At 58.2% G+C, this 10,669-nt stretch carries 12 protein-coding genes and 1 tRNA gene; 3 read left to right on the forward strand and 10 right to left on the reverse strand.

Annotation, left to right across the window (positions count from 1 at the left end; genetic code table 11):
• Nucleotides 1-242: helix-turn-helix domain-containing protein (locus ACEWQZ_RS06725; protein WP_476482308.1), on the reverse strand; the 242-nt coding region annotated here is incomplete at its 3' end.
• Between the two features lie 132 nt (nucleotides 243-374).
• On the opposite strand from ACEWQZ_RS06725, the gene ACEWQZ_RS06730 reads away from it, so the two are divergent.
• Nucleotides 375-451 (forward strand) — tRNA-Pro (locus ACEWQZ_RS06730).
• A 454-nt stretch (nucleotides 452-905) separates the two neighbouring features.
• On the opposite strand, the gene ACEWQZ_RS06735 is transcribed toward ACEWQZ_RS06730, so the two are convergent.
• On the reverse strand, nucleotides 906-1,598 hold the full coding sequence (locus ACEWQZ_RS06735) for a hypothetical protein (protein WP_476482309.1): 693 nt from the start codon (nucleotides 1,596-1,598) through the stop codon (nucleotides 906-908).
• 138 nt (nucleotides 1,599-1,736) lie between these two features.
• Between ACEWQZ_RS06735 and ACEWQZ_RS06740 the strand changes: the two genes are divergently transcribed.
• Nucleotides 1,737-2,018, forward strand: coding sequence for a hypothetical protein (locus ACEWQZ_RS06740; protein WP_476482310.1), 282 nt, complete (start codon nucleotides 1,737-1,739; stop codon nucleotides 2,016-2,018).
• Between the two features lie 674 nt (nucleotides 2,019-2,692).
• Here ACEWQZ_RS06740 and ACEWQZ_RS06745 read toward each other — a convergent pair.
• The 8 genes from ACEWQZ_RS06745 to ACEWQZ_RS06780 all read right to left on the reverse strand — a co-directional run bounded on the left by ACEWQZ_RS06745 (nucleotide 2,693) and on the right by ACEWQZ_RS06780 (nucleotide 9,882).
• Nucleotides 2,693-2,953, reverse strand: coding sequence for a hypothetical protein (locus tag ACEWQZ_RS06745; protein ID WP_476482311.1), 261 nt, complete (start codon nucleotides 2,951-2,953; stop codon nucleotides 2,693-2,695).
• A 241-nt stretch (nucleotides 2,954-3,194) separates the two neighbouring features.
• Nucleotides 3,195-3,374 (reverse strand): hypothetical protein, encoded by a 180-nt coding sequence (locus ACEWQZ_RS06750; RefSeq protein ID WP_476482312.1) that lies wholly within the window; start codon nucleotides 3,372-3,374, stop codon nucleotides 3,195-3,197.
• On the reverse strand, nucleotides 3,367-3,540 hold the full coding sequence (locus tag ACEWQZ_RS06755; RefSeq protein ID WP_476482313.1) for a hypothetical protein: 174 nt from the start codon (nucleotides 3,538-3,540) through the stop codon (nucleotides 3,367-3,369). The genes ACEWQZ_RS06750 and ACEWQZ_RS06755 overlap by 8 nt, the downstream gene beginning before the upstream one ends.
• Nucleotides 3,540-4,469: a phage major capsid family protein gene (locus tag ACEWQZ_RS06760; protein ID WP_476482314.1), complete on the reverse strand. Its 930-nt coding sequence runs from the start codon at nucleotides 4,467-4,469 to the stop codon at nucleotides 3,540-3,542. The genes ACEWQZ_RS06755 and ACEWQZ_RS06760 overlap by 1 nt, the downstream gene beginning before the upstream one ends.
• A 74-nt stretch (nucleotides 4,470-4,543) precedes the next feature.
• Nucleotides 4,544-5,137: a hypothetical protein gene (locus tag ACEWQZ_RS06765; RefSeq protein ID WP_476482315.1), complete on the reverse strand. Its 594-nt coding sequence runs from the start codon at nucleotides 5,135-5,137 to the stop codon at nucleotides 4,544-4,546.
• Between the two features lie 601 nt (nucleotides 5,138-5,738).
• Nucleotides 5,739-7,736: an AAA family ATPase gene (locus ACEWQZ_RS06770; protein ID WP_476482316.1), complete on the reverse strand. Its 1,998-nt coding sequence runs from the start codon at nucleotides 7,734-7,736 to the stop codon at nucleotides 5,739-5,741.
• A gap of 205 nt (nucleotides 7,737-7,941) precedes the next feature.
• A complete protein-coding gene (locus ACEWQZ_RS06775) occupies nucleotides 7,942-8,127 on the reverse strand; it encodes a helix-turn-helix transcriptional regulator (protein ID WP_476482317.1) in 186 nt (61 codons plus the stop codon).
• A gap of 414 nt (nucleotides 8,128-8,541) precedes the next feature.
• On the reverse strand, nucleotides 8,542-9,882 hold the full coding sequence (locus tag ACEWQZ_RS06780; RefSeq protein WP_476482318.1) for a tyrosine-type recombinase/integrase: 1,341 nt from the start codon (nucleotides 9,880-9,882) through the stop codon (nucleotides 8,542-8,544).
• A 427-nt stretch (nucleotides 9,883-10,309) separates the two neighbouring features.
• Between ACEWQZ_RS06780 and ACEWQZ_RS06785 the strand changes: the two genes are divergently transcribed.
• Complete coding sequence (locus tag ACEWQZ_RS06785) at nucleotides 10,310-10,615, forward strand: hypothetical protein (protein WP_476482319.1); 306 nt, start codon at nucleotides 10,310-10,312, stop codon at nucleotides 10,613-10,615.
• Nucleotides 10,616-10,669: the final 54 nt, after the last annotated feature.

The raw sequence follows: 10,669 nt of genomic DNA on the forward strand, positions 1-10,669 counted from the left end.
GCGATGAAATGATCCCGCACCGAAGCGGCGATGCGATTGTTGCCGGGCCGGCCACGATGCCTTGAGGCCAGGCCTGCCGCCCCTTCGGCGCGGAAGGCCCGAACCAGCCGCTTGACGTGGCGAACGCTCAGCCCCAGATGACGCGCCGCCTCACGCTGGCTCAGCGTGCCGTCAACCACCTTCCGGATGCCACCCACCCGATCCCACTCCCGGTGACTCCTGGCAATCGTCTCCCGATCCATGGCCCCGCTCCTTGTCAGACCAAAAAGGGGACACTTTAACTTTGTGGAAAGGGGACATTAGTGCTTTGGGCTAACAAACCAGGACACGCGCTTGTCAGCAGGGGTAAATTATCCTAGAATAGCCGGCTTCGTCGGGGTGTAGCTCAGCCTGGTAGAGCACTGTCTTCGGGAGGCAGGGGCCGGAGGTTCAAATCCTCTCACCCCGACCACTAATTTTCCCGCAATATCAAGCATTTAGGGCCGCCATCGAGCGGCCTTTTTCTTGGCTGAAACGGGGATTTCGGGGCGCGTGTGACCAGAATGTTACCGCTGGGGCGGGAAGGGGTTTTCTGACACGGCAGCGGGCCGATCTCCTACTTGCGCTGGTGGTCGGACATGCCCGCCTCGTCGGCGGCTTGTTTGCGGGAAACAACGGGCGGGTGCCCGCCCTCTGTTTTTCTGGCGTTGTGTTTCGTGGCCGGCTCTATCTGATTCAGCAGCTCCCCGGCCCGCCGTATGGCGCGGGCCTGGATAATATTCTATCCACTACCCCGCAAGGTGTGATACTATTTTATCCACACTGACAGCAGGGCCGCACCATGAACCAGATACGGCTGCATATCCGATTAGGCGAACAGCGAACCACGATCAGCGTGGATACTATTTTAGCCGCCATGCTCGCTATCAAGCTCGGGCAGGATCCAGACAATGCTGCTCAGGTGGCGCGTGAATGGCTACAGGCTCGATTGCCGGACAAGGTAGGGACTGACAAGGGTAAGGGTAAGCGCACCAGTCAGGCGGCGCGGGTGCTGCTGATTGAGGCCATCGCGGATAAACAGTTATCCGCGGCATACACGGACTGGGTGATTGGATAAAACTGTATCCGGCTGCCTTCTTGGCATCTTCGGATATGCTGGAGATTAGCTTGGCGCGGCGGGCTTGGCGCTCGTCTATTCCTAGCTCGCGGGCAGCGGCGCGGGTTCCTCTCTCAGTTTGCGGCGGAGGTTTCTTGTACCCAACGCCAGATTCAGGTGCGGCAACTTGCCGCATCTGATTTTCCCGCTCCTGCTTTTCCTCCACAAGCCTGATCCACTCCGCGATATGGTCGGAGCGTTCCTGTGCAGTCAGGTCGGGCGGCGAATCTGCGGTCTCTGGTGGTGCTTCATCGGCTTTGCGTTTGCCGATGTTGGTGGTGTTCATGGTGGCCGTGGTGCCGTGCTTGGTGGTGTAGGTGCGGGGCGGGGTGTCGTCTGACTGCGGATTTTCCGCAGTGAGTTCGCCGCGATATTTCCGAACAGTGCCCTCGTCAACATGGCACTGCCGGGCAATTTCACGATTACTCCACTGCGACCACTCGTCATCCTCCAGCAGCGTCATCACCGCCTTGCGCTTGTCGGCATTGGTGCGGCGCTTGCCGTGGGCTCGAAAGAAAAAGCCCGGAACGTGGATAATATTCTATCCACTACCCTGCAAAGTGTGATAATATTTTATCCACACTAACAGCAGGGCCGCACCATGAACCAGATACGGCTGCATATCCGATTAGGCGAACAGCGAACCACGATCAGCGCGGATACTATTTTAGCCGTCATGCTGACGATCAAGCTCGGGCAGGATCCCGACAATGCTGCTCAGGCGGCGCGTGAATGGCTACAGGCGCGATTGCCGGACAAGGTGGGCACGGACAAGGGCAAGGGCAAGCGCACCAGTCAGGCGGCGCGGGTGCTGCTCATCGAGGCCATAGCGGATAACAAATTATCCAGGGCATACGACGACTGGATCGTCGGGCAGGCATAGTCTCTACGGCCTCTTGCCAGCATGCCTCGGGCAGGGCGTGAATTGCGGATAGGTGCTGGGTTTTCTGGTGGCAAAGACTAAAGTCAACTTTAGTTTTCCGGGACACTTCACCGGCCTTGGCTAGTTGGCCGATAAACTGTTCCGTTTTGCCAATCCTTTGCGCGTACGCGCGGCGACCCTTGCCCCACTTTCCTTTTTCTATGGCGTCATGCACATGCAGCCCGATCTCCAGCGGCGACAGCTCGCCTTGGCTGTTGCTGGTGAGTCTGCGACAGCTAAACCTGCGACAGTTGCGACAGGTGAAGCACCAGAGCGGATACTTTAGTATCCATAGACGGCATGAAAAACCCGGCACTGTGGCCGGGCTTCTCGGGTGTGGCTTGTGGCTTAGGCCGTCGCGGCTCGGAACTCGTCATGAAGGCGACGCATGAAAGCCACAGCATCAAGGTCATCCTGAGACGCGCCAGGCGGGATCTCTTCGTGCCGTCCGTACTTGTGCCACAGACTTTCAATCGGAGGCCACCAGAGCGCCCAACCGTCGATGTCCGTCGATGCCCAGCCGTACAGCGGGAATTGCTTTGACCATACCGCGTAAGGTAGTCCTCGGTCGCCGTTGAACAACTCAGCCAGTCGGACGGCCAGGGGCAGCTGCTTTGCTTGTGCTCGGCGAGTCATTACGCATCCCCCCAGTTGATGGCCGACCGGCTCCTATTGGCTCGGCGGCGGCCTGCCGTCTTCGGCTCCACAGTTGCTTGGTGAGTGATCCGCATCGAACGGGCCAGAGCCAGCGCTGCGCGTGATTCACGATCAGCCATCAGCGACAAGCGGTTTGCAGCAAGAATGCTATCGCCATCAGCTAAATCAATAGCGGCCTCATCCAGCAGCTGGCCGAACTTTTCCGCGTTCGCAGCATGGCGGCAAAACGACGCCAACATATCCCTGTGCTCTGGCCTGAACCAGTCCGATGGCATGGACGCCACCACACGCCGCCACACGGCAGCCGCATCGTCGCCAAGTGAGCTAGGCGGTGATACCCATGCCGTTGGTGTCGGGCTTGGGTCAACGGCGGTTAGCGGGCTTTTGCGGCCACGTTGGCGCATCAGCAATACCTCCGATTTTGATAAAAGTAGACGTTTAGCAAAAGACGGTTGGGGGGGCGATTAACTAACGCTTCAATCACGGGTGCAACCCTCCCCCCCCTGCCTTTTTCTCCGCCACGATCTCGGCGGCCAGATCGTTCGTCACGTCGCGCGCGATCATCACGGCGGCGTCGCCAATCAGATCAATGATCTGGTTCTTGTGGTATCGGATCTGTGCTTGTATCTCTTCGATCCTTTCGCGGTCATTGCTATTCATCGTCGATACCCTCCAGACGTTTGGCAACCAAGCGGTCGATCTGATTCTCCAAGCGCTCCAGCCGCCGTTCAAGGCTCTTGAAGCGGTCAGCGCCTCGCTGCTCCACAGGGCTTATCTCTTGCGCTGTATATTTGCGAATTATGTTGATCAAGCGTTGCTCGTCCATCAGGTCACCTCCACGGCATTAGCGCCCGCGTAAATGCTGAACTCACGTTCAAACAGGAACGCCACGCTGTTGGTCTGGAACATGCTGACCAATTCACCCGACTCGCCAGTGGCGTCGTCTGCCATTTCGATTGCTGGCGCTCGGCTCCTGCTCAACTCTGAACCGTGATCCTGGAGTGCATACAAGCCCGCCGGAATCACTAGCATATTTGTAACGCCTTCCACACCAATCACCGTGATGCCCTCGGCGAACTTCCCGCCTTGAACGCCAGTGCGGCCATCGGTCGCGACTGACAATTCGCGCGCATCACCTGGAGCCATGGCGACAAGATAAGATGGCGAGTCAGCCACGGCAGCCAGGCCTGCAGACATGTCGCCAATCACGTCACCAGTGCCTGATGTGCTGCTCGTAGTGAGCGCGTTGATGATCGTATCATTCGCTGCTTTCACAACGGCATTTTGCAATTCAGATTCAATGAGCTTGTCAGCCTCCGCGCCGCCGTATTTCAGCAAGCGTTCGGATGCAGCAAGCAATGCCGCCACGGTGTGATGTTCAAATTTTTCATTGTTGATAGTGGCCCGCGTGATGGGCTTCATCGCGCCTTCGTTCACGTCCGCCGCAAGCACACCTGAAGCCAACTGCACGGCACCAAGTCCATCCGGCACGATCTTGGCCTGAGTCATCATGGCGTCCAAAAGGGAACGGTGGCGAATGCCCGCGAGGAATGCGTTAATTTGTTCTTCGCCCGACAGACCAGCCAGCGCATTGGCCTGCACGGCTGCTCGCTCTTGCAACGTGGGGTCTACTTCTACCCGCACGATCTTCCGGGCTAAGTCGCCGATTGAATTGCGCGTTCCCATGCGTGCGGTGCGGGCAACTCTTAGCGCTCCGCTTGCGCGTTCGAGCGCGTCGTCAATCATAGTCGTCATTGCTTTTTTTCCTCAAAGTATTAAAAACGAAAACCATTGATTCAAGTCTATTCAAATCGCTTAAATGCTGCCTTTTAATCACTCCATTTCGCCACCGTCAATAACTTCTGCACTGGGACGGGTAGACTCGCAAGCTCTGGCGCTCCCCGACTGTCAGCAACGTCAATCGTTACGCGGTAAAACAAACGTGCTAGCCCACGCGCGATCTCCGTCTTGTGCTCCCCTGGCGCAAACCTGTGCGCCTCCCATGCCGCCGCGCCCAGCGCTTCACCAAACCCATCAGCCCAGCCCATCCGCTCAGCTTCAAGGAGCGCTGCGAGGGCTTGCGGGTTGAAGCGCTCAACGGCAACTTGATAAAAGTCTGCCGCCGAATCCGCAGGCACGTCCTCAGCGACACAGCGGGCGAGCTGGGCCAGCCGTGTAGCAAGCTCCGTGGTCAGCGCCAGCGGCGGGACGGGCTTTTTCTTCCGTGCCTTCCTCCATTCCTCCACATCGCGCAAGCAGTAAAGCGCAGCGCCGCCCCTGCCTGGCCGTCCGGGCCGCACTTGCGGACAGCCTGATCTACTCCATGTGCCAACAGTTTTAACGTGTACGCCGAAGTGCTTAGCGACCTGGTGCGCGGTGGCGTTCACTTTGTCCTTACCTTCGTTACCGCCCGTCCAGGTCATCCAGCCATCCGGCCTTGAATCGCTCGGGAACGTCCCTCGACTTGCCCGCTTCGCCCCCCTTGTTTTGTTGTAAATCCGCAACAGTTTTAGTCATTTTGAGCCTCAAATTCGGTTTATCGGTCACACATTGGTCACACGCGCAAGCCCTGAAAGCCCCAAGCCATGCGGGACAGGGGCTACAGGGGCGCGTCGTCTGTCTTAGCTAGGCAGAGGTCGGTTGTTCAACGGCCTGTAGGGGCCGCTTCAGGGCGGGGATTTTTGCGTCACCTTTCCCCACTCTCTCGACAACTCGCCAGTCACAAGCCCACTGCCCCCCGCCGGAGTCTTGAACCTCGATAAAGCCGGGTGGCCGGACACCGATCACGGTGCATATTCCTAAGCCCCCGGCTCGCACTGATTCGCCGATTCGATACGGCTTGCCTTTCGCCATGGTGGTCATCCTCGAACTGGTGCAGTTGGGCCTGCAATCTGCGCTAGAAATGTGCGCCACTTTCTTTCCCCATACCCCTAGCCGAACTGGCGCACTAGGGTGCGCCGCTCCGGTTCTTGCTTGGGATACTGGTGCAGAACTGGTGCAAACCTGCGCAACTGGTGCAGGCACTCAGGTGCTCATGGTCTGAATGAACCGCTTCCCGTCATCGGTGACGGTGAATCGCTCTTTTGCCTTGCGGTTCTCATCGCGGTAGGTATCGCGAATCAATCGGCCTGCCGTCTCGGCTTCGTCCATCAAGCGCCAGAATGACCGGCGGTCAATCCTGGGGAAGCCATTCAGGGCGTTTAGGACGCCGTAGGCGTTGCCAGCCGTGCGACTGGTCGATATGAAGTTGCCGCGCTCGCTGCGCTCGTCTATCATCGCCAGAATGGCGGCGGTATGTTGTAGGTCGGTCTCGTGTTGGTCGCGCGTGACACCCTCGACATGCCCGGCCATCAATACGCCTTGCTCCCAGTGCATCAGCAGATCATCGGCCAGCGGGCCGAAGTTGGCTTTTTGATGCTCTAGGATCATGTTGCGGCCTTCGCCGTGTAGGAACATTCGCGACCGGACAGAGTTATGCCATGCGGTCGAACCGCTATAACCTTCTGTGCTGCCCCTGCTCTTAGCCGTGGCCTTGTCCACGTGAGACAGCAGCAGCACCGCGCCGTCGATCTCTCGGGCCATTTGCGCCAGTGACCGGATAAAGCCGCGAACTCGGGCGCGTTCGTTCTCGTTGGCCTCGAATGTATCGCTGGCGTTGTCGATCACAACCAAACCCGCGCCGACCTCTACAGCTTTGTCGGTCAAAGCCCGAAACGCCGGGGTTGTAAATCCTCGCTTCGTGCTGCCGAACTCGTCGCGCTCGTTTCGCTCGATGAATAGGGCCGGGTCGATGTTGGTGGCGTCGATCACGTGCAGATTTTCAGCAAGTGTCGATGCCGGTATGGCTTCGTGGTCGATGATTTGCTTGAGGCGATAGCGGATCACGTCCGCGCCATCCTCTGCCGAATACATGAGGACAGGAACCTGTTTAACTTCCAAGCCCATAAACCGCCTGCCCGTGGCAACGCAACCGGCTGCATACAACGCTAACGAAGTCTTACCCGTTCCGCCGTGGCCTGCGAGACTGGACGCAACGCCTACAGGTAGCAACTTGTCGATTACATGCGGCGGGTCGGGAATGTCGGCATTGTGCAGATCATCAAGCCGAACGATTTCAAGCTCTACCGTGCCCGGCTTCTTTAGGGCTTCGGCCTGCTCGATTCGTTCCCTTACTGCCTCGCTTCCCTCGTCTACGTGTAGGTCGTTGAAGTCGCCAGGGCGGCCAGGGGTTGCGAGTAGGCCATTAACGGCACGTGCGGCCTCTAGGGCGCGCTTAATGCCGGGGTTGCCTTCGGTCTCTCGGTCATCATCAGCGGCAATGATGATTTCAGCATCGGGATGCTTTGCGCGGATCGCTTCGGCTACAGGTAACAGGTTGCCGCAATTGAACGCGACAGCTACCGGCTGGCCGGCTGATTCATAAATGCTTGCCGCCGTGGCGTAACCTTCGGCGATGATGATGCGCTCGGCTGGATCTCCGATCAGGTGATAACCGGCCTTCGTCGCGCCGCCGGGCATGAAGAACTTTTCACCATCAGACTTGATCCGCTGAATGCTGGATAAAGTGTTATCGACATAGACCGGCACCAGTAGGTCGCCGTCATGTTGGCGGAGTCCATGCGCATTAACCTGCTTCGCCACAAGGTAACCGTGCAGCGTGTCTACTGCCTCAGCCTTTGCCCATGTATCCGCTGCGGCCTGCGCGGCCTTGTCGGCTCTCTCAGCGCGTTGTGCGGCGGCTTCCTGTCGGGCTTCCTCGGCTTGCTCTCGCCAGCGCTCATGCTCGGCATTATCGCGCGGGTTTCGCGCCTGCCAGGTCTCCGACAATCCGGTAGACCAGTCACCGAATACCGCGCCTTCCCCATCAGGGAAGATTTTCAGCCATCCGGCCCGGTTCGATTGCGGCTTACCTGCGCCGGGCATCCTCACCAGTCGCCCCGGCTCGGCATTGTCGGGCAATGCAAGATCATGCGCGGCCAGTCTCTCGGATAGGGTCTCGACGATATGCTCGGCGGCGCTCATGATGCACCCCCAACTAGACAGGAAAGGGGCTTAGTGGTATACTTGTCAGTACAGTTTGAATAAGCCTGATCTCTCAGGTTGGAAGCCCGGTAGCCGCCGGGCTTTCGCGTTAGTGGGGTCATAGAAAATCCCTCGTTCTCGTTTTTCGGGCACAAAAAAACCGGCGCTAGGCCGGTCATCACTTCGTTTGATTTTGTCGGGCCGGTTATGCGGCCTGCTTTTCTTTCATCTCTAGCCACTTGTCCACGGCTTCCCGCCGAAAGCCTACGCATCGCGGCGAAAACATCACCTTGCGCGGAAAGGTCGGGTCGGTTTCTTCGAGTCGATAGATAGACCGAAGGCTCATGCCCAGGTATTCGGCCAACTGGGGCGGGCGAAGGATTGCTTGCATTTTGATTACCTCACTTTTGACGGACACAAAAAAAGCGCCAGCCCATGACGGACGGCGCTTGATCGGCACGATGGCCGGAACGAAAAAAGCCCCGTCAATGCGGGGCCTCTCTCGGATTCTGAATTTTGGATGCAGTTTGGCTACATCGGCCTGTCAAGTATAGGCCCAACGGGGCACAATGTCAAGGATTTTTTTCAGGTCAGGGCATGAAAAAACCGGGGCAGGCCCGGCTTATCGGTATTCTCGACACTTTGGCAGATTCTACCTCCAAATTGGTAACCTTGTCAAGAAAAAAATTAACCTAGCATCACCAGACGCGAAAAACCCGGCTCGTTGGCCGGGCTTCGTGTGACTGCTCTGGATACTTTTTCCCAGAATCGGTAAAGGCATCATAGCCCCAAAGGGCATAACTTGTCAAGAACTTTCTACCATCAAGCCCGACATGCTGGCCGCTAGTGACTCCACGGCATCATCCGCCGCCGTCTTGCTCAAGTGATAGTAGTGATTTTCAATCATGGCGGCGCTCTTATGCCCGACCATGCGGGCAATCTTGAGCCATGGTTCACCACGTTCGACCATGCGGCTAATCAGGTTGTGCCGGAAACAGTAGAGCGTGAGGTCATCGGGCAAGCCGCCCAGCCTGCGTATATGCCCCCACGGCTTCTTGTGCGCCCTTCTATCCATTATGCGACCAGTCACAGGCGACGGGAACACTAAGCCGGTCTGTGGCCTTCCCTGCTGTTCATTCCAAGCCTTCAAGACCTCGTGCAGATCGCTCGGCATGGCGAAGCTCACCTCGACGGGGTCATCATGATGTTTCGTCTTGGCGGGAACCTTCGTTAGCCGCTTGAAGTTTAGATTTGCCTCAGTCCACGTCAGGGAATATATATCGCCGGGCCTCAGTCCCGTATACATGGCGACGTGGACAAAAGGGATTATCCAGTGAGGATATTCCACCGCATCAAAGTCGGGCAGGTCGGGCTTGCCGTGCGCTCGGGATCGGCGGCGCTGGCCTCGCAGTTTCTCCGCGTACAGATTCATGCCCCTGTAGATGCGCCGGATTTCATCATCAGTGAGCGCTCGGCGTGATGCTTTCCGCTGCTCCCTCAATGCCGCTTCCGCCTCGGCCCTGTTCGCGTTCACGGGAACCTGTACCCCGGCGATGGGGTTTGATTCGAGCAACTTGTCTTTTACCGCTTGATTCAGGCAGGTCTGAAGGGCACCTAGTCCGCGCTTCATTGTTGACCGGGCGATTTCGTCATTTTCTCGCTTGCGCCGCCATTCGGTAATGTGGTGCTTCGTGATCTTCGCCATGTCCTCGTCCAGAATGTCCGCGAACTCGCGGCGAATCCGGGCGATAGTCTCCGCCCCCGTCGCCTTGTCGCTCTGGTGGGCCGCATAGTCTCCGGATAGGTACTTGCCCAGCTTGCGGGCCTCAGCTTGGACGCTGGCGGCCTGTGCGGCCTCTCTGGCGGCTTCCTGCTCCGCCATGGGGTCACTATCCCCGGCAGCCCACGCGGCGGCTTTCTGGGCGGCCTGCGACGGCTTGAAGTTTGCCCGGTCGAACTTGCCGATGGTTTTCGTTCGGCGCTTTCCGGCGTCGTCGCGGTAGCGGTAGCGGAATGACACGCCACGCGCTAGACGGATCGCATAGAAGCCAGGAATCCGGCTACAGAAGATTGTGGAGCGCTCCGGCTGTTTCAGAAGGTTGAGCGCCCGGTCGATGGTGATGCTTGTCGCGATTTTTGTGCTCATGATGCTGTTCCGTGTGACCCGCGTGTGACCCGCGTGTGACCAGATCATAGCATCATTGGGCATAAACTGACCAGATGCGTAAACTGTAAACCCCTGATTTTGAGGCATTTAGGCATATTGGGGCAGTCGAGTGCACGGCTTTCGGGAGGCAGGGGTCGGAGGTTCAAATCCTCTCACCCCGACCAAATGAATTTCCCGCGAAAAGCCGGCCCTTGCGCCGGCTTTTTTTGTTCTGGATCAAAAAGATACAGATCAAGCCCCTGAGCTTCTGGCGACCTCCCTGGCCGACCCGGAGCCCTCTCCCTGTGAGCGTCGCATCGAGCTGGCGTCCTGATCATGCCCGAGTCATGACGGCATCAGTCGCCCGACTGCCCCAGAGACTCCTCGATTTGAGAACATGGGCAGTAACCAAGCACCGGAGAAAACCATGCAAAGCCGCTACTTCACGCTGAACAATCATCCCCAGGGCATGCCGACAACCGAGCTGTTCACCCTGGAGCACTCCGAGCTGCCCGATCTGCAGGAAGGAGAGGTGCGCATCCGCAACCGCTGGTTGTCGGTCGACCCGTACATGCGTGGCCGCATGGACGGCGTGACGACCTATATCGAGCCGTTCGTGCTCGGCAAGCCGCTGGAAGGGGCCGCCGCGGAACGTGTCAACATATTCCCAACACATCGGCGACGATTTCTATGTAACAACCTCGGGCAGCTCGGCGCTGACCGGTGTTGGTGAGACTTCGAACGCACCTGGTGTGCCGAGTAACTCCGTTGCGGTCTGACCATCGTC

This window comes from Wenzhouxiangella sp. YN1 (genome assembly GCF_056324145.1).

Excerpts from the sequence above, each read along its gene's own strand:
- ACEWQZ_RS06735 (WP_476482309.1), bottom strand. The coding sequence starts at position 1,598 with ATGACGCTGCTGGAGGATGACGAGTGGTCGCAGTGGAGTAATCGTGAA.
- ACEWQZ_RS06740 (WP_476482310.1), top strand. The coding sequence starts at position 1,737 with ATGAACCAGATACGGCTGCATATCCGATTAGGCGAACAGCGAACCACG.
- ACEWQZ_RS06745 (WP_476482311.1), bottom strand. The coding sequence starts at position 2,953 with ATGTTGGCGTCGTTTTGCCGCCATGCTGCGAACGCGGAAAAGTTCGGC.
- ACEWQZ_RS06750 (WP_476482312.1), bottom strand. The coding sequence starts at position 3,374 with ATGAATAGCAATGACCGCGAAAGGATCGAAGAGATACAAGCACAGATC.
- ACEWQZ_RS06755 (WP_476482313.1), bottom strand. The coding sequence starts at position 3,540 with ATGGACGAGCAACGCTTGATCAACATAATTCGCAAATATACAGCGCAA.
- ACEWQZ_RS06760 (WP_476482314.1), bottom strand. The coding sequence starts at position 4,469 with ATGACGACTATGATTGACGACGCGCTCGAACGCGCAAGCGGAGCGCTA.
- ACEWQZ_RS06765 (WP_476482315.1), bottom strand. The coding sequence starts at position 5,137 with ATGACCTGGACGGGCGGTAACGAAGGTAAGGACAAAGTGAACGCCACC.
- ACEWQZ_RS06770 (WP_476482316.1), bottom strand. The coding sequence starts at position 7,736 with ATGAGCGCCGCCGAGCATATCGTCGAGACCCTATCCGAGAGACTGGCC.
- ACEWQZ_RS06775 (WP_476482317.1), bottom strand. The coding sequence starts at position 8,127 with ATGCAAGCAATCCTTCGCCCGCCCCAGTTGGCCGAATACCTGGGCATG.
- ACEWQZ_RS06780 (WP_476482318.1), bottom strand. The coding sequence starts at position 9,882 with ATGAGCACAAAAATCGCGACAAGCATCACCATCGACCGGGCGCTCAAC.
- ACEWQZ_RS06785 (WP_476482319.1), top strand. The coding sequence starts at position 10,310 with ATGCAAAGCCGCTACTTCACGCTGAACAATCATCCCCAGGGCATGCCG.